The organism is Ectobacillus antri, from assembly GCF_003852715.1.
GTDB lineage: Bacteria > Bacillota > Bacilli > Bacillales > Bacillaceae_G > Ectobacillus > Ectobacillus antri.
In genome coordinates this window covers 72589-97000 of sequence record NZ_RIAV01000003.1, presented here as the reverse complement: position 1 = coordinate 97000, position 24412 = coordinate 72589, and the positions used below count along the sequence as shown (strand labels likewise).

At 40.6% G+C, this 24412-nt stretch carries 27 protein-coding genes; 1 reads left to right on the top strand and 26 read right to left on the bottom strand.

Annotated features, from left to right (window positions below; all coding sequences use genetic code 11):
* Window positions 1–36 precede the first annotated feature (36 nt).
* The 22 genes from ylqF to EEJ45_RS04640 all read right to left on the bottom strand — a co-directional run bounded on the left by ylqF (window position 37) and on the right by EEJ45_RS04640 (window position 20971).
* Complete coding sequence (ylqF, locus tag EEJ45_RS04745) at window positions 37–894, bottom strand: ribosome biogenesis GTPase YlqF (RefSeq protein ID WP_124563650.1); 858 nt, start codon at window positions 892–894, stop codon at window positions 37–39.
* A gap of 12 nt (window positions 895–906) precedes the next feature.
* Window positions 907–1461 (bottom strand): signal peptidase I, encoded by a 555-nt coding sequence (lepB, locus tag EEJ45_RS04740; RefSeq protein ID WP_124563649.1) that lies wholly within the window; start codon window positions 1459–1461, stop codon window positions 907–909.
* Between the two features lie 62 nt (window positions 1462–1523).
* Entirely contained in the window at window positions 1524–1868 is a 345-nt protein-coding gene (rplS, locus tag EEJ45_RS04735) for a 50S ribosomal protein L19 (RefSeq protein ID WP_124563648.1), read from the bottom strand.
* A 231-nt stretch (window positions 1869–2099) separates the two neighbouring features.
* Complete coding sequence (gene trmD / locus EEJ45_RS04730; RefSeq protein ID WP_124563810.1) at window positions 2100–2846, bottom strand: tRNA (guanosine(37)-N1)-methyltransferase TrmD; 747 nt, start codon at window positions 2844–2846, stop codon at window positions 2100–2102.
* Window positions 2846–3358 carry a ribosome maturation factor RimM gene (rimM, locus tag EEJ45_RS04725; RefSeq protein WP_124563647.1) on the bottom strand — a complete coding sequence of 171 codons (513 nt, stop codon included), beginning with the start codon at window positions 3356–3358 and terminating at the stop codon, window positions 2846–2848. Before rimM ends, trmD begins: the two co-directional genes overlap by 1 nt.
* A 146-nt stretch (window positions 3359–3504) precedes the next feature.
* Complete coding sequence (locus EEJ45_RS04720) at window positions 3505–3732, bottom strand: KH domain-containing protein (RefSeq protein ID WP_124563646.1); 228 nt, start codon at window positions 3730–3732, stop codon at window positions 3505–3507.
* 4 nt (window positions 3733–3736) lie between these two features.
* Complete coding sequence (gene rpsP / locus EEJ45_RS04715) at window positions 3737–4009, bottom strand: 30S ribosomal protein S16 (RefSeq protein WP_124563645.1); 273 nt, start codon at window positions 4007–4009, stop codon at window positions 3737–3739.
* Window positions 4010–4123: 114 nt separating this feature from the next.
* Window positions 4124–5467: a signal recognition particle protein gene (gene ffh / locus EEJ45_RS04710; protein ID WP_124563644.1), complete on the bottom strand. Its 1344-nt coding sequence runs from the start codon at window positions 5465–5467 to the stop codon at window positions 4124–4126.
* 12 nt (window positions 5468–5479) lie between these two features.
* Window positions 5480–5809 carry a putative DNA-binding protein gene (locus EEJ45_RS04705; RefSeq protein WP_124563643.1) on the bottom strand — a complete coding sequence of 110 codons (330 nt, stop codon included), beginning with the start codon at window positions 5807–5809 and terminating at the stop codon, window positions 5480–5482.
* 112 nt (window positions 5810–5921) lie between these two features.
* Window positions 5922–6905, bottom strand: coding sequence for a signal recognition particle-docking protein FtsY (ftsY, locus tag EEJ45_RS04700; protein ID WP_124563642.1), 984 nt, complete (start codon window positions 6903–6905; stop codon window positions 5922–5924).
* A 15-nt stretch (window positions 6906–6920) separates the two neighbouring features.
* Complete coding sequence (gene smc, locus EEJ45_RS04695; RefSeq protein WP_124563641.1) at window positions 6921–10481, bottom strand: chromosome segregation protein SMC; 3561 nt, start codon at window positions 10479–10481, stop codon at window positions 6921–6923.
* A 53-nt stretch (window positions 10482–10534) separates the two neighbouring features.
* Entirely contained in the window at window positions 10535–11269 is a 735-nt protein-coding gene (rnc, locus tag EEJ45_RS04690; RefSeq protein WP_124563640.1) for a ribonuclease III, read from the bottom strand.
* A gap of 69 nt (window positions 11270–11338) precedes the next feature.
* Window positions 11339–11572: an acyl carrier protein gene (gene acpP / locus EEJ45_RS04685; RefSeq protein ID WP_124563639.1), complete on the bottom strand. Its 234-nt coding sequence runs from the start codon at window positions 11570–11572 to the stop codon at window positions 11339–11341.
* A gap of 96 nt (window positions 11573–11668) precedes the next feature.
* Window positions 11669–12409, bottom strand: a complete 741-nt coding sequence (gene fabG / locus EEJ45_RS04680) for a 3-oxoacyl-[acyl-carrier-protein] reductase (protein WP_124563638.1) — start codon at window positions 12407–12409, stop codon at window positions 11669–11671.
* A 2-nt stretch (window positions 12410–12411) separates the two neighbouring features.
* Complete coding sequence (gene fabD, locus EEJ45_RS04675; protein ID WP_124563637.1) at window positions 12412–13353, bottom strand: ACP S-malonyltransferase; 942 nt, start codon at window positions 13351–13353, stop codon at window positions 12412–12414.
* Between the two features lies 1 nt (window position 13354).
* Window positions 13355–14356 carry a phosphate acyltransferase PlsX gene (plsX, locus tag EEJ45_RS04670; protein ID WP_124563636.1) on the bottom strand — a complete coding sequence of 334 codons (1002 nt, stop codon included), beginning with the start codon at window positions 14354–14356 and terminating at the stop codon, window positions 13355–13357.
* Between the two features lie 53 nt (window positions 14357–14409).
* Window positions 14410–14964, bottom strand: coding sequence for a transcription factor FapR (gene fapR / locus EEJ45_RS04665; protein ID WP_124563635.1), 555 nt, complete (start codon window positions 14962–14964; stop codon window positions 14410–14412).
* Between the two features lie 87 nt (window positions 14965–15051).
* Complete coding sequence (gene recG, locus EEJ45_RS04660) at window positions 15052–17088, bottom strand: ATP-dependent DNA helicase RecG (RefSeq protein WP_124563634.1); 2037 nt, start codon at window positions 17086–17088, stop codon at window positions 15052–15054.
* Complete coding sequence (sdaAA, locus tag EEJ45_RS04655) at window positions 17085–17966, bottom strand: L-serine ammonia-lyase, iron-sulfur-dependent, subunit alpha (RefSeq protein ID WP_124563633.1); 882 nt, start codon at window positions 17964–17966, stop codon at window positions 17085–17087. The genes recG and sdaAA overlap by 4 nt, the downstream gene beginning before the upstream one ends.
* 11 nt (window positions 17967–17977) lie before the next feature.
* Complete coding sequence (sdaAB, locus tag EEJ45_RS04650; RefSeq protein WP_124563632.1) at window positions 17978–18640, bottom strand: L-serine ammonia-lyase, iron-sulfur-dependent subunit beta; 663 nt, start codon at window positions 18638–18640, stop codon at window positions 17978–17980.
* A gap of 265 nt (window positions 18641–18905) precedes the next feature.
* Window positions 18906–20585, bottom strand: a complete 1680-nt coding sequence (locus tag EEJ45_RS04645) for a DAK2 domain-containing protein (RefSeq protein WP_124563631.1) — start codon at window positions 20583–20585, stop codon at window positions 18906–18908.
* Between the two features lie 23 nt (window positions 20586–20608).
* Window positions 20609–20971 (bottom strand): Asp23/Gls24 family envelope stress response protein, encoded by a 363-nt coding sequence (locus EEJ45_RS04640; protein ID WP_124563630.1) that lies wholly within the window; start codon window positions 20969–20971, stop codon window positions 20609–20611.
* Window positions 20972–21691: 720 nt separating this feature from the next.
* Here EEJ45_RS04640 and rpmB point away from each other — a divergent pair.
* Entirely contained in the window at window positions 21692–21880 is a 189-nt protein-coding gene (rpmB, locus tag EEJ45_RS04635) for a 50S ribosomal protein L28 (RefSeq protein ID WP_124563629.1), read from the top strand.
* A gap of 137 nt (window positions 21881–22017) precedes the next feature.
* On the opposite strand, the gene spoVM is transcribed toward rpmB, so the two are convergent.
* The 4 genes from spoVM to rsgA all read right to left on the bottom strand — a co-directional run bounded on the left by spoVM (window position 22018) and on the right by rsgA (window position 24412).
* On the bottom strand, window positions 22018–22098 hold the full coding sequence (gene spoVM / locus EEJ45_RS04630) for a stage V sporulation protein SpoVM (RefSeq protein ID WP_124563809.1): 81 nt from the start codon (window positions 22096–22098) through the stop codon (window positions 22018–22020).
* Between the two features lie 54 nt (window positions 22099–22152).
* Window positions 22153–22794: a thiamine diphosphokinase gene (locus EEJ45_RS04625; protein ID WP_124563628.1), complete on the bottom strand. Its 642-nt coding sequence runs from the start codon at window positions 22792–22794 to the stop codon at window positions 22153–22155.
* A gap of 89 nt (window positions 22795–22883) precedes the next feature.
* Entirely contained in the window at window positions 22884–23528 is a 645-nt protein-coding gene (rpe, locus tag EEJ45_RS04620) for a ribulose-phosphate 3-epimerase (protein ID WP_124563627.1), read from the bottom strand.
* Window positions 23529–23530: 2 nt separating this feature from the next.
* Window positions 23531–24412: a ribosome small subunit-dependent GTPase A gene (gene rsgA, locus EEJ45_RS04615; protein ID WP_124563626.1), complete on the bottom strand. Its 882-nt coding sequence runs from the start codon at window positions 24410–24412 to the stop codon at window positions 23531–23533.

The following is a 24412-nucleotide window of genomic DNA, read 5'->3' as shown; positions in this document are numbered from 1 at the left end:
ACACCTCATATAAAAAAGGTACGCCTATGCGTACCTTTATTCTTCTAATAACTCTGGATCTTCGAACGTAAAACGACCGATTTTTCCAGCACGCAACTCTCGTAATACAAGCTCCGCTGTTTTATCGTAATCAATCATACCGCCGCCCATCAAACAACCGCGGCGCTTTCCAATTTCATCAAACAGCTCAACAATATCTTCCGAAATAAATTCAAGTCCGAATCGTTCTTGCAGTTGTTTTGGATAGTGTTCTGCTAGAAAGCGAAGTGCATACACGGCAACGTCTTGTAAGTTTAAAATGGAATCTTTGATTGCGCCTGTTGCCGCAAGCCGTTGTCCAACAAGCTGGTCTTCGAACTTAGGCCAAAGTACACCTGGGGTATCCAAAAGTTCTAGTTCCTTTCCTACTTTAATCCATTGTTGTGCAGTCGTTACACCGGGACGGTCTCCGGTTTTGGCAATATTTTTCTTCGCCAGCTTATTAATCAATGTTGATTTACCAACATTGGGAATACCGACAATAAGCGCACGCACCGCACGCGGCTTTACTCCCTTTGCTATAAGCTTATCAAATTTCTCTTTGACAAGATCTTTTGAGGCTGCAGCAATCTCTTTCATACCTTGTCCAGCTTGTGCATTAATTGAGATGGCTTTAAAGCCTTTACCCTCAAAGTATTGAAGCCACTTTCTCGTCATTGTTTCATCTGCCATATCCGCTTTATTTAACACAAGTAAACGCGGCTTATGGGAAACAATTTCATCTATCATCGGGTTTCTTGACGAAGCAGGTAAACGAGCATCTACGAGTTCAATTACCACATCAATGAACTTTAGTTTCTCTGTAATCTGTCTTCTCGCTTTCGCCATATGTCCCGGAAACCATTGAATTGTCATGTTGTCACCTTCTTACGGTTGTTTAATAATACGTATATCAGGAATCGGCCAGTATACAATATTGGTTTTTCCCACTACTTGTTTCATGGAGATTGTCCCAATTGTACGACTGTCTTTGCTAAAGCGACGATTATCACCTAAAACAAACAATTGTCCCTTTGGTACAGTTTTTTTACCAGTTACTTCTTCTAGTGTAAAGTCATATGTTAACGGACCGTCCGTAACTTCTTGCTTATATTCGTCTAAATAAGGCTCTTTATATAGTTTTCCGTTAACATAGAGCTGATCATTTTTATATTCGATTCGATCACCAGGCAAGCCAATAATACGCTTGATATAATCTTTATCTTCCGTTGCTTTAAAAACAATAATATCAAATCGCTTCGGCTCGCCGATTCGGTAGCCAATCTTATTGACAATCATACGGTCACGATCTTGCAAGGTTGGCATCATGGATACACCATCCACCAAAATAGGAGCAAAGAATATGTAACGAATTACAAAAGCTAGCGCAACCGCAATAATAACAGCCTTTATCCATTCCCATGTTTGACTTTTTTTAGCCATATACTGTACCTCCAATATGATTGGAAAAAGGGAGCTTGCAATCACAAGCTCCCATACTTATCTTATCGAATTTCTTTAATACGTGCTTTTTTACCGCGAAGGTTACGCAAGTAGTAAAGTTTCGCGCGACGTACTTTACCGCGACGCAATACTTCAAGCTTAGCAATTTTTGGTGTGTGTACAGGGAATGTACGCTCAACGCCCACGCCGTAAGATACTTTACGAACGATGAAAGTTTCGCTGATGCCGCCACCGCGACGCTTGATTACAACACCTTCAAAAAGCTGAATTCTCTCACGAGTTCCCTCAACTACCTTAACGTGTACACGTACTGTGTCACCAGGGCGGAAGTTAGGAAGATCAGTTTTTAATTGACCTTTCGTGATTTCTGCGATTAAATTTTGCATGTTTCTTTCTCTCCTTCCAAACGGATGCTCTTACCAGTCTTATGCTGCAGCGGAACATCGTGGTTACGGACTCTATAAGTCACAAGTGTTATAATAGCATATTTAAAAATAGGTTGCAAGAGGTGTAAAGGTGAAAAACTTGCACTTTTTAATACATACCAAGCGTTCTTCCTATCGGTTTATGTAGCTTGAGGGAGGATGATTCTCGTCATGAACGATAATACAGATAAACTATTCAACTGCTGTTTGCGCTTTGGATTCATATTTAAATTCTTCCACCCATTGCTTTTCTTGCTTTGTTAGTTCTTTACCTTCTAACAGGTCTGGGCGACGCAAGTACGTACGTCGGAGCGATTCTTTATGACGCCATTCGTCTATTTTTTTATGATTACCAGATGTTAATACTTCAGGTACCTTAAAACCACGAAACTCTGCTGGACGTGTGTAATGAGGGTGTTCAAGCAAACCAGTACTGAAGGAATCCTTCATATGTGACTCCGCTGTAATGACTTCAGGCAAAAGACGAACGACACTGTCAGTCACTACCATAGCAGCCAATTCGCCACCAGTCAATACAAAATCCCCAATTGAAATTTCATCCGTAACAAGATGCTCACGAATACGCTCATCATACCCTTCATAATGACCGCATATAAAAATGAGATGCTCTTCCTTGGCGAGCTCCTCAGCCTTTTGCTGCGTCAATCTTTCTCCTTGCGGGCACATTAGAATAACACGAGGAGCACTGTCACCTTTTGTTGCCTCCACAGCATCAAAAATAGGCTGCGGAGCTAACACCATACCGGCACCTCCGCCATAAGGGTAATCATCCACACTGCCATGCTTGCTTGTAGAATAGTCACGAAAATTAATGATATTAATTGAAACGGCTTCTTTTTCTTGTGCCTTCTTTAAAATGGATGATCCAAATACACCGGAAAACATTTCAGGAAACAGCGTTAAAATATCAATTTTCATCACAGCAAGCCTTCCATCAGATGAATTGTTACCATCTTTTCTTTTACATCCACTTTAAGCACAACCTGTTCAATATATGGAATATATGCTTCTTTACCATTCGCCAGTTTTACAACCCATACATCATTTGCACCTGGCGCTAAAATCTCTTTGATTTTACCCAGTTCTTCTCCGTCTTCGGTCACTACAGTACATCCAATAATTTCGTGATAGTAGTATTCGTTCTCAGGCAATTCACCAAGCTGACTATCAGGTACCTTTAAAATAGAACCTTTAAATACTTCCACTTCATTTACATTAGTATAGCCTTCAAACGTTAATAGATCAAAATTTTTATGGCGGCGATGGGAGGTGATTGTTACAGGAAGCGGCTCATTTTTTTCTCTCCAAATATACAATATATTTCCTACTTTATAGCGTTCTTCCGGAAAATCTGTACGAGAAATAACACGAACCTCCCCGCGAATGCCATGTGTGTTTACAATCTTTCCTACATTAAACCACTTTGTCATGCAATCTCAACTCCTGCTTTTATATGTATAGCATGCTATTCTGTACTTGCACACTTCGCTTAAACTTGTTTGTATTATCTTTCATTTATGTTGCCCAAACCGTAAAACAATTAATAAAAGGGAGAGGCGCGTAAGTCCTCTCCCTTCTACATAATCTCGAGCGTAATTTTTTCGCTTTTGCTATGACCTGCCGCATAAACGACTGTTCGAATAGCTTTTGCAATACGCCCTTGCTTCCCAATGACTTTCCCTACATCCTCTGGATGTACAGTTAATCGATACGTGATGCTTCCGTGATTGAAATCTTGTGTAACCAATACATCTTCAGGATGATCCACAAGGGCTTTTACAATCGTTTCGATTAACCCCGTCATCAAATTACTTACCTTGTTTAGCTAGATGGAATTTCTCAAGAATTCCTTGGTTAGAGAACAAGTTGCGAACTGTATCAGATGGCTTCGCACCGTTTTGTAACCATTTCAACGCAAGCTCTTCGTTGATTTTAACTTCAGCTGGTTGTGCTACTGGATTGTAGTAACCAATTTCTTCGATGAAGCGTCCATCACGAGGAGAACGAGCATCTGCAACAACTACACGATAGAAAGGAGATTTTTTAGCTCCCATACGTTTTAAACGAATTTTAACTGCCATTTATAAAGCACCTCCGAATATGTTTCACACAGATAATAATATTAGCAAAAGTTATGACCCTTTGTAAAGTAAAATTTCTTAACAGGTATCATTTTTTGTGTACTTTCTTTCTTTTTACATGAACGGAAACTTAAATCCGCCTTTTTTCTTACCTTTTTGCATATTTGTCATTGCCTTCATCATCTTCTTCATGTCTTCAAACTGCTTAAGCAAGCGATTTACTTCTTGTACAGTTGTACCGCTTCCCTTTGCAATTCGTTTTTTACGACTAGCATTAATAATTTCAGGCTGTTCTCGCTCCATTGTTGTCATCGAACGAATGATAGCTTCAACATGACCAATTTGTTTTTCATCAACTTGGGCATTTTTTAAACCCTTGATTTTATTTGCCCCTGGAAGCATACCAAGAATTTCATCCAAAGGTCCCAATTTACGTACTTGTCCGAGTTGTTCCAAAAAATCATCAAGTGTAAAGGATAACGAACGCATTTTTTGTTCTAATTCTTTTGCTTTTTCTTCATCAACCGCAAACTGCGCTTTTTCAATAAGCGTAAGGACGTCTCCCATGCCTAAAATACGCGACGCCATGCGCTCCGGATGGAAGGTTTCAAGGGCATCCAATTTTTCACCCATACCAACAAACTTAATCGGTGTTCCTGTTACTGCTTTAATAGAAAGGGCCGCACCACCGCGCGTATCACCATCTAGTTTTGTAAGAACAACCCCTGTTAAACCAAGTTGATTATGGAAGCTTTGCGCAACATTGACGGCATCTTGTCCTGTCATTGCATCAACAACAAGAAAAATTTCGTCAGGCTTAGATAACTCCTTCACCTGTTGTAATTCATCCATTAGTTCTTCATCAATATGCAGACGTCCCGCTGTATCAATTAGAACATAATCATGATGCTCTTCTTTTGCCTTTTCAATCGCTTGTCTTGCAATTTCCACGGGACTTATTTTGTCTCCTAGTGAAAATACAGGCATGCCAAGTTGCTTACCGAGTGTTTCAAGCTGCTTAATGGCAGCAGGACGATAAATATCAGCAGCAACAAGTAATGGCTTGCGATTATACTTTTTACGTAATAAATTTGCAAGTTTTCCGGTTGTTGTCGTTTTACCAGCACCTTGTAAGCCGACCATCATGATGACTGTCGGCGGACGCTTTGCAACGGCAATCTTACTCTCAGATCCACCCATCAACTCGGTTAGCTCTTCTTGCACAACCTTGATGACTTGTTGTCCAGGCGTAAGACTCTTCATTACGTCTTGTCCAATTGCGCGCTCTGATACACGTTTGACAAAATCTTTTACTACCTTAAAATTTACATCCGCTTCTAATAAAGCAAGGCGCACTTCACGCATCATTTCTTTTACGTCAGCCTCGGTTACTTTCCCTTTGCCGCGAATCTTTTGTAATGTCTGTTGAAGTCGGTCGGCTAATCCCTCAAATGCCATAGTGCCGCCCTCCTATTCTAATTTTTCAATAGCTTCAACAACTTGTTTCACTTCTTCATGTACATGCTCGTTGCTGATTAAGTCTTTAAGTTTTACAAGAAGCAACTTACGATCTTGGAACTTTTTTAACAGTAACAGCTTATCTTCATACTCCTCAAGCATTGCTTCTGTACGCTTTATATTATCATACACCGCTTGACGGCTTACTTCAAATTCCTCAGCAATTTCTCCGAGTGAATAGTCATCCAAATAATACAGCGACATATAGCTCCGTTGCTTCGGTGTTAACAACGATTGATAAAAATCAAATAAATAGTTCATTCTCGTTGTTTTTTCGAGCATGGTTATCATCCTTTGTTAAGTGAATTACCTTTACAAACCTAGTTTACAAGTTGTCGAATAGACTGTCAAGCTTTTTCACTTGCACACCTTTCTATACTGAAAGAATGCCTCTTTACTCTGCGGTCTCCACTAAGTCTGCGAACAATCCGTATACATACTGCTCTGGATCAAACTGTTGCAGATCATCCATCTTTTCCCCTAACCCTACAAATTTGACAGGAACATTCATTTCTTTACGAATAGCTAGTACAATACCGCCTTTGGCTGTCCCATCAAGCTTTGTTAAAACAATACCAGACACATCTGTTGCTTCACGGAATGTTTTGGCTTGACTCAATCCATTTTGACCTGTTGTCGCATCAATTACTAGTAGCACTTCATGCGGTGCACCCGGAACCTCACGTTCAATAACACGTTTTACCTTTTCAAGCTCTTTCATTAAGTTTACCTTATTTTGCAAACGACCTGCCGTATCACAGAGGAGTACGTCCGCCTTACGCGCTTTTGCTGCCTGAATTGCGTCATACATCACAGCCGCTGGGTCTGAACCAGAGTTTTGTTTAATAACATCTACACCAACGCGCTCCCCCCATACCTCTAATTGCTCAATCGCACCGGCTCGGAATGTATCACCAGCTGCCATCACAACAGATTTTCCCTCAGACTTAAGCTTGTATGCAAGCTTGCCAATGGTTGTCGTCTTCCCTACACCGTTTACACCAACAAATAAGATAACCGTTAATCCATCTTGCATATTCAATTCATTACTAAATTCCTCACCGCCTCTGTAAATAGCAATGAGTTTTTCCGAGATAACACTTTGTAAATCACGTGGATCTTGAATATTACGACGCTTCACTTCTTCTTTCAGCTGATCTATTAAATCCATAACCGTTGTAACACCAACATCCGCACCAATTAAGATTTCTTCTAGCTCTTCAAAGAAGTCTTCATCTACTTTCCTATAACGAAACACGAGATCGTTTACTTTTTCCGAAAAGGAATTACGGGTTTTCTCAAGCCCACTTTTAAACTTTTCCGTAACAGCATCTGTTTGTCGTGAAATCGTTTCTTTTAACTTTTTAAAAAAGCTCATGCATATTCTTCCTCTCTATTCATTTATAACAGGTTCATCTAATCGAACTGACACCAGCCTAGACACACCAGACTCTTGCATTGTAACACCATAGAGAACATCACATTCTTCCATTGTACCTTTTCGGTGCGTAATAACAATAAATTGCGTTTCGTTGCTGAATCGCTTTAAATACTGCGCAAATCGTGCTACATTTGCTTCATCAAGCGCGGCTTCTACCTCATCTAGTACACAAAACGGAACCGGTCGTACCTTTAAAATAGCAAACAATAGCGCGATTGCAGTCAAAGCACGCTCTCCCCCTGATAACAATCCGAGATTCTGCAGTTTTTTACCGGGAGGTTGTGCTACAATGTCAACACCTGTATGCAAAACATCTTTTGCATCAGTCATCACAAGATCAGCGCGCCCACCGCCAAACAGTTCTTTGAAAATAAATTGGAATTCTGCTCGAATGGCCTCAAACGTAAAGGAAAAGCGTTTTTTCATTTCTTCATCCATTTCTCCAATGACTTGGTGTAGCGTCTCCTTTGCTTCACGAAGATCATCGCGCTGTGTGAGAAGAAACGTATAACGTTCTGAAACTCTATCATATTCATCAATTGCACCTAAGTTTACAGTGCCTAACTCTTCAATTGATGTTTTCACAAGGCGTACTTTTTTACGTGCTTCCTCGGCAGTTATTAGCATTGGATATTTGATTTTGGCAGCTTCAAACGATACACCGTATTCTTCACGCAAGTGTTGTAACCTGTTTTCGAGTTCTACGTCTAAACGATTTGCTTGTACCTCTTGATCTTTTGTGACATCCAACAAGTACTTATGGTTTCTTTTTGTTTCACGCGTTTCCAATTCTAAACTTTCCAATTTGCCCTGCATCTCAAAACGTTGCTTACGCCGCGTACTTATTAATTCTGTTGTCTGCTCACTATCCTGTGCTTTTTTCATAATACGCTTTTCAATTTGCTGCTCGCCACTTGAATTTGAGTTCATCTCTTGCTTTAAGAACAAGAGATCTTCTTGTGTTTTTGTCAGTAATTCCGCTGTTTCTTTTTGCTCTTCTCTAAGTCGAATTGTTTTCTCCTGTTGATTAGACAACCGTTGTTGCTGTTGTGCATGTTGTACCTTTAAATCAGTTATTTCTGCTTGCAGTCTATCACGTAAGGCAGCTTGTTCCTGCTTTCGTTTAGTCAGCTTAGCAAGGTTTTCATCCATATTCTGAAGATTTTTCTGAATGATTGCAAGTTTGTCTTTTAAATGACTCTGACGCTCTTTTACTTTGAACTCATCTTCTTGGAACCCTTCCATCTCTAAATCATACATAGAAAGGCGCTCATTCACCCTTTGTTCCTCAGATTCTACCTGTGCCAATTCAGCTACGAGCTTTTGCTCATTCGGGCGTATTTCATCTAATTGCTGACGAAGCTTGGCGAGAAGAATTTCCTTTTCTTCTATCTCACGCTTCGCTTGACGAACCTGTTCCTCTAAGGCATGCGTTTTTATTTCCATGTCTTTGAGCTTTTCAGTAGTTACTTCCAGCTCGCGCTGTCTGCCAAGAAGCGATGTGCGTGCCTGCTTTACAGCACCACCAGTCATAGCACCTCCTGGATTTACAATATCCCCTTCTAGTGTAACAATACGATAGCGATATTGCACGAGACGCGCCAATTCATTTGCTCCTTTTAAATCAGCTGTTACTAAAACAGTACCCAGCAAATTGTAAACAATTGCTTTATATTTTGGATCATATTGAACCAAATCGGCAGCTACACCTAAAAACGTTGCATGCTGCTTAACTATATGTAATACTTCTGCACCAATCTGCTTTCCTTTTATTACACTTAGCGGCAAAAACGTTGCTCTCCCGTATTGATTGGTTTTTAGAAAAGCGATAGCTGCACGACCATGCGCCTCTGTTTCTACTACAACATGCTGCATAGCAGCACCTAGTGTCGTTTCAATTGCAATTTCATATTTTTGTGGTACTGCAATGAGCTCCGCAACGGCCCCTTCAATCCCTTGTAACAAACTTCCTCGCGCCTTTAACACTTCACGTACACCCTGATAAAATCCAGTGTAATCCTCTTGCATTTCCTCCAACATTTCTTTGCGAGAACGCATTTGTTGTAAAAATTGATATGCTTGATACAGCTTGCTTTCATCTATGGCACATTGCTTTTTGCGCTGTTCTAATGCATTTTCTGTTTCTCGCAACAAAAGCATAGTATTTTTCGTTTTGGTTTCCATTTCTTGATATTGTAAAATTAAACGCTCTTTTTTGGCTTGCACTTCATTTCTTAACTGAAGATACTTGGCATTTTCTTCATCTAGGCGCTTATTTTTGAATGCATATTGTCCCGCTTGTTCCTCAAGCATGACCAATTCATTGCGATAGCCAGCCTGTTCATTTAAAATTTCAATATAATCCGCCTTTAATGACTCTATTTGCTCATCTAAATTCTGCTCCAGATTGGCGATTGCAATTTCTTTTTCCTCTAATTTCTGCTTAATCTCCGCCACGTGTTCTTTCATCCTATGCAACACTTGATTTTCGGAGACAATACTTGCCTCATACCCAGCAAGCTTAGATGCTAACGTATCAATACTTTCTTGCAATTGCACAGAATGGGCACTTGCATTTTTCTTTCTTTCCTTTAAAAGCTCACGCTGCCCCTCCAATTTCTCCAGTTCTTTGCTTGTTAAAAGCAAAACTTCTTGCAAAGAAGCAACTGACTCATCTACAGCCTGCACCTGAGAGCGTAATTCCTCAATAAAAGCTTCATCTTTTTGCAGTTTTGTAGCCAGCTGCAGTTCTCGTTCTTTGTTTTGTTCCAGCTCTGCAAGTAACTTTTCCCACTTTTGATGCAATTCTTCAATCTCATGTACAATCAACGCAGCCTCTACTTGTTCAAGCACTTCTTTTTGCTCTAAATAATCCTTTGCCGCGGATGCCTGCATGCGAAGGGGCTCAATTTGTGCGCTTAGCTCATGGATGATATCTTCCACCCGATGTAAGTTTTCTTGAGTCTCTTCGAGCTTTACTTCTGCCTTTTTTTTCCGTGTTTTATACTTTAATACACCTGCTGCTTCCTCAAAAATACTACGTCTATCCTCTGCCTTACTACTTAAAATTTGTTCTACCTTCCCTTGACTAATAATAGAGAAAGCTTCCCTCCCCATACCGGAGTCCATAAATAAGTCCACAATATCTTTTAATCGACATGATTGTTTATTTATAAAGAAATCGCTCTCACCAGAACGATATACTCGTCTGGTTACACTGACCTCGCTATACGCTACCGGTAAGCGTTCATCTTCATTATCAAGTGTTAGTGTCACTTCAGCTACATTTAGAGCCCTGCGCGAGTCACTTCCGGCAAAAATAACATCTTCCATTTTGGCACCACGCAAAGATTTTACAGATTGTTCACCAAGAACCCATCTAATTGCATCTGTTATATTACTTTTCCCACTTCCGTTCGGTCCAACAACAGCTGTGACACCAGGAACGAAATCAATGGATACTTTTTCAGCAAAAGATTTAAATCCGGCTATTTCCAATCTTTTGAGGAACATAATGTACTCCCCCTATCACAACGAATCCCCCTCTCACAAGGGGGATTGCACTATTAATGTTCTTTTAATTTTTTTAAAGCTTCTTCAGCAGCATGTTGCTCTGCTTCTTTTTTAGATCTACCGCTACCAAGTCCTAAAGCGGATCCGTTCAATGTCACACGTGACACAAACTCTCTATTATGTGCTGGACCCTTTTCTTGCAAAATTTGATATTCAATACTACCGCTTCCATCACGCTGAATGAGTTCCTGAAGCTGACTTTTAAAATCCATCACATGAGAAAAAGCACCATCATTGATTTTCGGATATACAATGTTTTTTAAAAAGCCCCATACCGTTTCAAGCCCTTGGTCCAAGTACAAAGCACCGATAAATGCTTCAAATACGTCAGCTAGCAAAGCCGGACGCTCTCGTCCTCCCGTCATTTCCTCACCTTTACCAAGAAGAACTAGATTACCAAAGGAAAGCTCATTGGCAAATTGCACAAGCGACGGTTCACATACGATAGCTGCGCGCATTTTTGTCAATTCTCCTTCACTCATTGTCGGGTACATTTGAAACAAATATTGTGAAACGGTGAGCTCAAGCACTGCATCACCTAAAAACTCCAAACGTTCATTATCTTCATGAGGTTTTTTACGATGCTCATTCACATACGATGAATGCGTGAAAGCTTGAATTAGCAATCTTTCATTTTTGAATACAATGCCAATATCATCTTGAAACTTTTTAAATGCTTCTCGATATTTCAATTCAGTTCTCTTGTCTCTCTGTCGTCTGTACGGCATAGGCCCCTCCATATCCGCCCGCAATATGCTAAAAGCAAGCCCCTTGTAGAAAGGGACTTGCTCATACTCTTATAGGTGGCTCTCTATGTAAGAAACAGCATCACCAACAGTAGCAATCTTTTCTGCGTCTTCATCAGAAATTTCCATTTCAAACTCGTCTTCCAACTGCATTACAAGTTCTACAACATCAAGGGAATCTGCCCCTAAATCTTCTTTAAAGCTTGCAGAAGGTGCCACTTCAGTCTCGTCTACACCTAGACGGTCAACGATAATTTTCGTTACACGCTCTAAAACATCTGCCATGCCTATTCACCTCCCCTCAAGTCATTATATTAAATATTTTACAAAAAAACTAGGTGAAATCAACGTTCCATTGAAACAATCATACAATAAAAGCTTTTACATGGCCATTCCACCATCTACATGCAAGGTTTGTCCGGTAATATAGCCGCTTTTTTCTGAAGCCAAGAACGTAACTGCATTGGCAATATCTTCAGCTGCACCAAGCTTCGCAAGTGGAATTAGCTTTAACAAATCGTCTTTAATACCTTCAGATAACACATCCGTCATATCAGTCACAATAAAACCAGGCGCAATGGCGTTTACTGTGATATTACGAGCTGCTAGTTCCTTTGCAGCTGTTTTTGTAAAGCCAATAACACCAGCTTTTGCTGCCACATAGTTTGCTTGTCCCGGGTTTCCCGTTACACCCACAACCGATGCTACGTTAATAATGCGACCATAGCGCTGACGCATCATCAGACGGGATACAGCTTTTGTGCATAAAAACACACCTTTTAAATTTGTATTGATGACTGCATCCCATTCTTCTTCTTTCATTCGCATGAGCAGGTTATCTTTCGTAATACCAGCATTATTTACTAAAATATCAATTTTACCAAATGCGTCTGTAGCCGTTTTAATCAATTCTGCAACTTCTTCTCCATTCGCCACATCAGCCTTGACTGCAATTGCTTCTGATCCTAGAGCTTTTATTTCATCAACTACTTCGTTAGCCTTTGCTTCATTCCCTGCATAGTTAACGACGACGCTAGCACCATGTCTGGCTAAATCAAGAGCCACAGCACGTCCAATTCCTCGAGATGCCCCCGTTACTAATGCGACTCGACCTGTTAGCATACTTATTCTCCTCTCAACTGGGAAATTGTGTCTTTCATCGTATCTTCATCGTATATGGCATATGTCTTCACAGAAGGAGCAATGGTTTTCATTAAACCGGCAAGTACTTTTCCGGGTCCGATTTCGACAAAAGTATCTACACCAAGTGCAATCATTTTTTCAATGGACGGATACCATTGAACGGGGGAGTACAATTGTTGTACCAAACGTTCTTGAATTTCCTCTTTAGCAGTTACAATTTCTCCTGTCACATTGCTAATGACTGGTATCTCTGCATTTCTAATGGTGATATTTGATAATACAGAACGAAACTTATCTGCAGCAGGCCGCATTAAATCCGAATGAAACGGTCCGCTGACGCGAAGCATAATGGCACGCTTTGCTCCTTGTTCTTTAGCAGCTGCAGCTGCTAGCTCCACTCCTGTTTTCGTACCAGATATTACAATTTGACTAGCGCTGTTCATATTGGCAATTTGTACAGAATGCCCGGACTTTGTCACTGTTTCTGTGACATCAACAAGTTTGGTAACATCCATACCCAATATGGCAGCCATAGCTCCTTGACCGTCAGGAACGGCTTCTTCCATATACTCTCCTCGTTTTCGGACAGCATATACACCATCGGCAAATGAAATAGCCTTCGCAGCCACAAGTGCGCTATATTCCCCTAGACTGTGACCTGCCACATAGTCCGGTGTAATAGCGTATTGTTCCATTGCCGCAAGAATGGCCGCACTCACTGTTAGTAGAGCAGGCTGCGCGTTTGTTGTTTTTGTCAACTCTTCCTGCGACCCTGCAAACATCAACTCACTCAAATTTGTTTGCAACACTTCATTTGCTTCTTGGAACACAGATGCCGCCTCTTTAGATACCTCAGCTAACTGCTTACCCATACCAATGGCTTGTGAGCCTTGTCCCGGAAATAAAAATGCCAGTTTTCCCATATTATTCCTCCTCTTGTAGTGACGCCTCCTCAATCATTGTTGTAATTGTTGGCGTAACTTGTTTTTCAACCATTTCTCTTGTTTGACGAATTGCGCTAAAAATAGCTTGTTCATCTGAAGAGCCATGAGCTTTAATTACCGGTGCCTTTAATCCAAATAATGCAGCTCCGCCGTACTCTGAATAATCCATTTGTTGCTTTAACCCCATTAGCTTAGGCTTTAAGACAGCAGCTGCCAGTTTGCTTGTGAAAGAGCTTGTAAGTTGCGATTTCAACATTGAAAAAACAGACAAAGCCGTACCTTCAATGGATTTAAGCGCTACATTTCCTGTAAAGCCGTCACACACGACAACATCAGCAACTCCCTGTAATAAGTCACGTGCTTCTATGTTGCCGATGAAGTTGAGATTGGAATCTTTAAGCATTGAAAATGCTTTTTTGGTTAACTCATTTCCCTTCCCATCTTCCGTACCAACATTTAAAAGACCTACTCGCGGCTTCGCAACACCTCTCACTTTTTCCGCATAAATAGAACCCATAACTGCATATTGATATAAATGCGTTGGCTTTGCATCCACATTAGCACCCACATCGAGCATAACGAATCCTTTACCGTCAATTGTCGGCATGGTAGGAGACAATGCTGGTCGTTCAATACCGGCTATACGTCCGACAACAAACAACCCCGCTGCCATTAATGCCCCGGTGCTACCGGCTGAAATGCAGGCATCAGCTCGACCTTCTTTTACCTCTTGCGCCATCAGTACTAAGGATGCACCTTTTTTTCTTCTTACCGCGCGTACTGGCTCTTCCGTTGCCTCAATGACCTCATCTGTGTGTAAAATAGAAATACGCTCCGTTTGCTTCAAATACTTGCGAATTTCTTGTTCGTTTCCGACTAAAGTAATATGTAAATCCTTGTATGCTTGGATTGCTTTCATCGCACCAAGTACAACTGCTTCAGGTGCATGATCGCCTCCCATAGCATCAATTGCAATTTTCATGACTTGTTCCTCACTTTTCTGTCTGAATACAGCGCTGATTTTGAGTGTAAAAACTACATCGAACGATGCATGTTAAAGGTGCCCATAAATACTGTTTCATTACCAACAGAGCTGATAACTTCTACAATGGTTCGGGCTGCACTTATCTCATTTACTTTTGCTTTAGCAACAACGCGTTCACCCAAACGAACCGGCCTAACGTATTGAATACTAGCTTTCGCTGTTAAGACAACTTCTGCATCAATTACCGCAACAGCAAGTGAATTCGCTTGTGCAAACAAATGATGTCCTCTGGCAATTGCATTTCTTGCAAATACATGCTCTTCTTTCACATCAAATATTGAAATGGCGTAACGATCTGTTTCTATATCTATAATTTCTCCTACAACCTCTTCTAGTGATAGAGATTTTACGTTTTCTTCAAATTGCTTAGCGGCAACATTTTTAATTCGCTCTCTTAGCTCAGGAATGGATAATTCCAATCGATCCAGCCGAATAGTTTGAATGCTGACTTGAAACTTTTCAGCCAACTCTTCATCCGTTATGAACGGATTTTCAGAAATCGTTTCCTGTAATAGTTGTTGCCTTTCTTTTTTAGTTCTTTTCATGTCTCTGCACCTTCCATTTATGACTAGGTACTAATAGTAGTATATGATTTACCGGGAGAGAATGCAACAAAAATTTTTCCTTCGTTTTTAATCCAATTTTTCCCCTTGAAACACACCAGCTTCCTCTAAATTCTTGCGCAATCTTTCATATTGAGGTTCTTCCCAAAACGCTCGCGAATTAACAAGTAATGTCGCATCTGTTCGTGCTATCTCCAATACACGATAATCATGTACCATATCAGCCACTTTAAATTCCGGTAATCCACTTTGCTTACTGCCAAAGAAATCGCCTGGTCCGCGCAGTTCTAAATCTTTTTCAGAAAGCACAAATCCGTCATTGGTTTCCGTCATAATACGCATCCGTTCCTTACCAACCTCTGACTTTGGATCTGCAATTAAAATACAATACGACTGTTCACTACCACGTCCTACCCTACCACGTAGCTGATGAAGCTGTGAAAGTCCAAATCGTTCCGCATCATAAATAACCATCACAGTAGCATTCGGTACGTTCACACCTACCTCAACAACGGTAGTAGACACCAGGACTTGTACTTCATTTTGACTAAATGCTTGCATGACTGCTTCTTTTTCTTGTGCAGACAAACGCCCATGCATCAAGCCAACTTGAAACGTTTGGAAATGATAGGTTAACATACTGTGCAAATCAATCGCATTTTGTACGTCCAACTTTTCCGATTCCTCAATAAGCGGACAAATCACATACGCCTGTCGCCCTTTAACTAGTTCTTTTTCCACGAACGCCAAAACACGTTCAAACATATCATGTTTTGCCCAGTATGTTTCAATAACCTTTCTGCCCGCCGGCATTTCATCAATAACTGATACATCCATCTCTCCGAATGCCGTAATAGCCAGCGTGCGTGGAATGGGCGTAGCCGTCATAAATAAAACATCTGGCTGTTCGCCTTTCTCTCGCAGCACTCGGCGCTGTGCTACACCAAATCGGTGCTGCTCATCCGTAATAACGAAACCAAGGCGTGCAAAACTTACTTCATCTTGAATTAGGGCATGCGTCCCCACAAGCACATCAATTTCTCCACTAGCTAATTGACTTAAAACCTCACGACGCTTAGTTCCCTTTATTGAACTTGTTAGCAGTTGTACTTGCAATGCATCTTGAAACAATTCTCTTAGCGAATGAAAATGTTGCTCCGCCAATATTTCAGTAGGAACCATAAGTGCCCCTTGATAACCAGCAAGCTTCGCGGCATATAAACCAATCGCAGCTACAACTGTTTTACCCGAACCTACATCACCTTGTAACAAGCGATTCATACGATATGGGGATTTCAAGTCAGACACAATTTCGGATACAACACGTTGCTGTGCACCTGTTAAAGGAAACGGCAACGATTGTACAAATTCGTGTAATACAGATTCTGAAAATACCTTTGCAACACCTGCAGATTGTTCGCGTTCAATTTTGCGCAGCGCCTGCATTTTTAATTGAAAGAAGAAAAATTCCTCGTATACAAATCGACGGCGTGCTTGTTTTAACTCTTCTTGTCCAGACGGAAAGTGCAACGCACGCAGCGCTTCTCTACTAGACCATAATTTATAACGCAAAAGCAACCCTTCAGGCAAAGGATCTTGTATACTACTTTCATACTGCTCTAAAGCATGTGATACATACCGCCTTAGCTGCTTAACTGTTATTTTTCCTTTTACAGAGTATACCGGTTCTATCTCACGTTGCTTAGCAAGTGAGCCAAAATGCAATTCCGTCACAGATATTGTTTGTCGATGTTGATCCCACTTCCCTGTAACCGTAACCACTTCATTCATGTTTAATTTTTCTTTATAATAAGGCCGATTAAAGCAGACAACATTGATTAAATAACGATCTACAAGCATACGAAACGTCAAACGAGACTTTTTCTTCCCATAATATTGTAAAAGAGGCAGGCTGTGAACCCTGCCTTCTACCGTAACACGTTCTTCATGTTTAACTTCTGCTAAGTCTTTCATTGCATAATCTTCATATCTGTACGGTAAATAATATAATAAATCATTTACAGTAACAATACCCATTTCATTCAGTTGTAGCGCAGTCTCTTCACCAATACCTTTAACAGCTACAACCTTATCGTGGAGACTCACTTCTTGAGCGACACACCAAAGATTTTCGCTTCCAGCGCTCGGCCCGTCGGCGTAGCCGCTAACCCTCCTTGTGCCGTTTCTCTTAACGCAACCGGCATGGTTTGACCAATTCTATACATCGCCTCAATCACCTCATCGCATGGTATTCTACTGGTTATACCTGCTAAAGCCATATCTGCCGCCACCATCGCGTTTGCTGCTCCCATCGCATTACGCTTCACACATGGGACCTCCACTAACCCGGCTACAGGGTCACAGACAAGACCAAGCATATTTTTTAATGTAATTGCCATCGCTTCTGCACTTTGCTTCGGTGTTCCCCCTGCCATTTCAGTAATGGCTGCTGCAGCCATACCGCTCGCTGAACCAACTTCAGCTTGACAGCCTCCTGCCGCACCTGAAATAGAAGCATTATTTGCAACAACAAAACCAAACGCACCGGCTGTGAATAAAAATTCTATCATTTGTTCACGCGTTGGATTCAACTTGTTTTTGACAGCAAACAACGTACCAGGGACAACGCCAGCTGAACCAGCTGTCGGCGTAGCACAAATAGTCCCCATTGCAGCGTTCACTTCATTCGTCGCTACCGCTTTACTCACAGCATCTAAAAGCAAGTTACCGGATAGTGCTTTACCACTTTTAATATAGTTCTGTAATAGAACTGCATCTCCTCCTGTTAAACCGGAAACAGATTGTACACCCTGTAGACCGCGCTCAACAGCTTGCTCCATGACGGTTAGATTTCGATCCATCTTTTCCAAGACTTCCTCCCGTGATGAACCCGTCACACGCATTTCTTGTTGAATCATTACTTCTGCAATTTTTATACCTGCATCTTCTGCAAGTTGTACCAACTCTGCAACATTTCTGAACATCTCTGCTCCTCCTATTCTACCATACGGGTAACTTGGATAATATTAGGTAAAGATTGAATTTCTTGCATAACATGCTCTTCAATATTATGGTCGACTTCTATTACCATTAAAGCTGTCTTACCAATCTCTTTACGAGCCACTTCCATATGTCCAATATTGATTTGGTATTTTGCCAATATGTTTGTAACCGAAGAGATGGCACCATATTTATCATTGTGCACAACTAAAATAGCGGGGTGCATACCACTCAGCTTTAATTCAAATCCATTTAGTTCCGTAATCTCAATTTTCCCACCGCCGATAGAGATACCTACAACTTCAATCTCTTTCTGACCGTCTGTCATCCAAATTCGGGCTGTATTAGGATGATCCACAATCGCATCTTCCTCTACGAAGGTAATGTCCATCCCTAATTGCTGCGCCAGTGCAATGGATTCTGGAATGCGTGGGTCGTACGTATCAAAATCCAAAATCCCTCCAATAATAGCCACGTCTGTACCATGACCACGATAGGTCTGGGCAAACGAGCCATAAAAAGAAACAACCACCTTGTCAGGACGAACTCCAAACAACGTGCGAGCGACTCTCCCAATTCTAGCGGCACCCGCAGTATGCGAACTTGAAGGTCCAATCATAATAGGACCTATAATATCAAATACAGATTTATACTTCACAGTTTCTCCTCCCTCATTCTCATCCCATATACTTGTAAATCAGCAAGATAGATTTGATATCTTGTCTATAAGCATAGCTATATTGGAGAAACGAGTGCTCCAACATTCACTTCGCAAAAAATACATAGTTTTAAAGCTATAATTGAAAACGCTTTCTTCATTAAACAAGGCGCAATTTCGTATATAAGTATATAGAGAAAAGGTCGCTTTGTTAACCAAAATTCATAAAAAAGTCTTTCCTTTTAATAGGAAAGACTTTTCTGTATTATTCAACAGAGAAAATAAAGGAGTACAATGGTTGATTCCCTTTATGAAGCTCAACTTCAACGTCTTCAAATTCCTCTTCCATAAATGTGAGCAACGTTTGCACTTCCTCATCAGTTGCATCTTCACCTTGTAGAATCGTTAAAATTTCGGAATCTTCATCCAGTAAATGCGCAAGTAATTTTTTCGCAGCTTCCACTTTATCCGTGTCAGTTGCTACAATTTTACTTTCAGCAATACCCATAAAATCATCTTTTCTAATATCAATTCCATCCATTTGTGTATCGCGTACCGCATATGTGATTTGCCCTGTTTTCACATGAGCCAACGCTTCTTTCATTGCATCTGCATTTTCTTCCAAAGTTGCCCCTGGGTTAAATGCAAGCATTGCTGCCATACCCTGCGGTACTGTTTTAGAAGGAACCACGATAACTTCAGCCTCAGCCACGGAAGCAGCCTGCTGCGCAGCCATAACAATATTGCTATTGTTAGGCAGAATGACAATTTTTTCTGCATTTGCCTCTTCAATTGCTTTTACGATATCTTCTGTACTCGGATTCATCGTTTGGCCGCCTTCAATAACCTGCGTTGCACCGATGCTTTCAAACAGTGTTTTAATACCAGAGCCCATCGCTACTGTTACAATACCATAAGGTTGCTTTTCCTTCGGCTTGTTAGACATCTTCATCGCAGCCATTACATCTGCTTCATCATGAAGTAAATGAGTGTGCTGTTCACGCATGTTTTCAACTTTAATATTGATTAAGCTTCCATAACGTTGACCGTAGTTCATCGCATCACCAGGGTGCTCCGCATGAATATGTACCTTTACGATTTCTTCATCAGCAACAACTAACAAAGAATCTCCATATACACTAATATCGTTGCGGAACTTCTCCTCAGAAAACGGATGTTGTTTAAGCTTTTCGGCATCAAATTTCACCATAAACTCTGTACAATAGCCATATTCAATATCTTCTGTACTTAAATGACTTTGTACGTTGCGATGCTCTGTTTGTATCATCTGTTCCATAGAAGGTTGCTCTGCGGATAAAGTAATTTTTTCCCCTTTTAACTCCGCCAGAAACCCTTCATATACAACACAAAGACCTTTACCACCGCTGTCTACTACTCCCACTTGCTTTAGCACAGGCAATAAATCAGGTGTACGGTTCAATGATGCATTTGCTTCTTTCACAACTTCTTCCATAAATAATACAAAATCATCTTGTTTTTTCGCAATAGCAACAGCCTTTTTGGCTGTGTCTTTTGCAACCGTCAAAATTGTTCCTTCAATTGGCTTCATCACAGCCTTATATGCCGTTTCTACACCGGCTTCTAGTCCTTGCGCAAAGTCAACTGTTGTTAAAACAGCCTTTTGTTCAATTGATTTCGAAAGACCGCGGAATAGCTGCGACAAAATAACACCTGAGTTACCACGAGCACCCATTAAAAGTCCTTTTGCTAAACTAACGCCTACTTTACCAGCATGATCGGAAATATTGTTTTTTACTTCCTTGGCGCCCGATGTCATAGATAAGTTCATATTAGTACCGGTATCGCCATCAGGTACCGGGAAAACGTTCAGCGCATCTACCAGTTTCATGTTGTTTGTTAAGTTATTTGCACCTTGTATGATCATTTGCGCAAAACGCTGTCCATCAATTTGTTTCATTGACACTAATCTTCCTCCTTACTTGCACATCACAAATTCGTTACTTTAACACCCTGTACATAAATATTCACTGAATCCACTGCTAGTCCTACTGTTTGATCCAATGTGTACTTGACTTTTGTTTGCACATTGTGTGCTACTTCTGAAATCTTTGTACCATAGCTTACAATAATATACATGTCAATATGTACTTCATCATTTTCGTTTCGAACAATAACCCCGCGTGTGAAGTTTTCTTTTCTTAGGATTTCCGTTAATCCGTCTTTTAATTGATTTTTGGAAGCCATTCCAACAATACCGTAGCAATCTACAGCAGCGCCACCTGCAATTGTTGCAATTACATCTGTACTAATATCAATTTGACCGTACTGCGTTTTAATTTCGATTGACATATGTGTTTCCCCCTTTGGTTATAGTCAAAGTGAGCTAGACTATCATTATCATATACTGTTTGCAACAAAAATTCCAATTTTCGTTTCGGGAACTACTCTCTTAGCTACCGCTCGAAGTGTGGGCTTCCTACGAACACCGATGTACCTATCGGTTATGTAGAAGGTTATCCCCGTAGTCCCTACAATTGATACAAATTTCGTATGGTATTGCAATCTTGTTTTTTGATACTTGGTTTTCGTGCCGTGATTTCACCAGTTTATCCGCTTTGCCACTTTTGAGAGGTATAGATGAACGACAACAATCCGAAAAGTTCTATTTATGCAACAAGCAATTACGCTTGCATTCGTTCGATATCCATTATATCAAACATTCAGGTAAATACCCACCGACATTCATCTCCCGCCTACTCATTGAACTACACCCTTCACGTTTCTGGAGATGGGAGTGTTCTGTCAGAAATTAAATAAAAGTTACTTGCAATACAGCGAAACGTTACCTAATGTGTGATGCTAGCACCTGTTATTACTATGATAAGCAAAATAGTCCATTGTTATTATACAACATAGTCTCCTATGTTATGTCAAGTAATTTTTCTTGATTTCTTTATTTAACTGTATTGCATTCTCTCACTACTTGTGATAAATTATAGTAGTGTTTTCAGCTTACAGACTGATTATGTAAAATTTGGTATGTTCCGCAGAGTTAGGAGGGAAATATAGATGGCTCGTGTATGTGCAATTACAGGAAGAAAAGCTCGCACTGGTAACTCACGCTCTCACGCTATGAACGCTACTAAGCGTAAATGGGGTGCTAACCTTCAAAAAGTTCGCATCGTTGTGAACGGTAAAGTGAAACGTGTTTACGTTTCTGCCAGAGCATTGAAATCAGGCAAAATCGAACGCGTATAATAAAAAAAGAGCCGAAATTCGGCTCTTTTTTATTTGGGGCAATATATTTTACACGACCTTTGTACATATTGTAATTTAATGTCAATCCAACTTTAAAACAAAGCAACATTAAAAAAGCACCGTTTGCGGTGCTTTTTTTAATGTTTTTTAAATGTATTCAGCATCGCACGTACAAGGCCACCCAGAAACTTTGGCAATTTAATTGTATAAAATCTCATGGTTTCCCTCCCACTCCCCATTGCTCACATAATGTATAGTTGACAAGAATTGTATTAATCAGTACTACTTATCACCATTAATATGCCGCTCCTAAATGAAAAAGTACCTTTTTTGCTGTTGAGTTCATTACTTACGCATAAAGTAGAACCCCATTGAATGGTTTGATTATGAAGAGGATATTTAAAACCTTGCAATGTAATACCTGTAACCGTTTCTGTTAAAGGCAAGAAAGATATGTATGGAAATCGTTGATTTTGTTCAACTACATAGGTTCCTGCACGTTTTATACTAATTTCATTTTTATGATCTACGAGTATCATTTCTATTGCAGTATCTAAACTTTTAACCAGCATTTGAATATTGGCTAATCCGTGATCTAACCTTCCACCTGTTGCTCCGAAGATGCGGATAATATCTGGCTTTTGTTTCAATGCCCATGTTATTGCGAGTTCCAAATCTGTTTCATCTTTTTCTTTCGGCATAATGTGTAAAGTAGTTTGTTCACGCATCCACCGTAATTCCTCTTCTGACACTGAATCATAATCTCCGAAAGCTGCAACAGGCATGATGTTTCGCTGCAGCAAATGAAATACGCCTCGATCCGCAGCCACCCACTGTACATCATCACTTTCGTAGTATAGGAAATCTGCATAATGATCAACAGGTCCCCCTGCCAAAATATGAAATATCTTCATGTCATCCTCCTTAGTACTTGGAATGAAGCATGCATTCCAATGGAATATTAAAGAGGATGCCTCCACCATTGTTTGAGGCACCCTCTTCTTTAGACGCGTAGACTACGAATTGCTTCAGCACGATCCGTTTTGTTATAGACAGCTGAGCCTGCAACTAGTACGTTAGCTCCCGCTTCTACACAAAGCTTTGCCGTCTCTGTATTTACACCGCCGTCCACTTCGATTTCCACGTTTAAACCGCGTTCTTTGACCATATCTGCCACCTGCTTGATTTTCGGTAAAACTGATGTAATGAACGTTTGACCTCCAAAGCCGGGATTAACAGTCATTAAAAGAACCATATCTACTTCATCAATAATATGTTCAATCATTGACACAGGAGTATGAGGATTCAAAACTACCCCAGCTTTCACACCATATGATTTAATAAGTTGAAGAGTTCTATGAAGGTGCGGACACGCTTCTACATGTACGGTGATAATATCCGCTCCTGCCTTAGCGAATATTTCAATATACGCATCGGGATTTTCAATCATCAGATGCACATCCAAGGGCAGTTTTGTAACTGGCCGGATAGCCTCAACAATAAGCGGCCCAATTGTGATGTTAGGTACAAAGTGACCATCCATGACATCTACATGTATATAATCTGCTCCACCGCGTTCTACATCTCGCACTTCTTCGCCCAATTTTGCAAAGTCTGCTGATAAAATAGAAGGTGCAATTTTAATCATGGTTAATACCTCGGCTTTCTATCTCTTATTTCTTGCACAAATTGTGTATAGTGCTCATAACGATAAGAAGGAATCTCTCCACTTTCTACCGCTGCTTTCACAGCACATTTTGGTTCGGCTAGATGGGTACATCCTCTAAATTTACAAGCGTGCTTACGCAACTTGAACTCCGGAAAACAATCCGTTAAATCTTCAACGCCCATGTCTGTAAAATCTAGAGAACTAAAGCCTGGGGTATCCGCAACAAGACCCGCTCCAACCTCAATAAGCTCTACATGCCTTGTCGTATGCTTACCACGCCCAAGATGTGATGAAATACCACTTGTTTTTAGTGCCAGTTCAGGTCGCAATTGATTCAATAATGATGATTTTCCCACACCTGACTGCCCAGCCACAACCGATACTTTATTTTGCAAAAGAGGCCATAATCGATCTATACTGTCTTGCATTGTCGTTGAAGTAAATATAACCCGATAGCCCATTTTTTCATAATCAGCTGCATATGCCTGTATATCAGACAACCGCGTTTCAGGTATTAAATCTATCTTGCTAATACAAATAATCGGCTCAATTAAGTTAAACTCAATTAGTGTCAAAAAACGATCTAATAGAGTTGTGCTAAAATCTGGTTCTACGGCAGAAAAGACGAGGATAGCTTGATCTACATTAGCAATAGGAGGACGTACAAGCTCATTCTTCCTCTCTCCTACCTCTAAAATATAGCCATCTGTTTCGTTTTCTGCCTGAAATACAACATAATCGCCGACAAGAGGGGTAATTTTATTTTTGCGAAATACACCGCGCCCCCGGCATTGGGTAATGCTTCCTTCGTGCGCGACATAATAAAATCCGCTTAACGCTTTGATAATTTTTCCCTCAGGCAT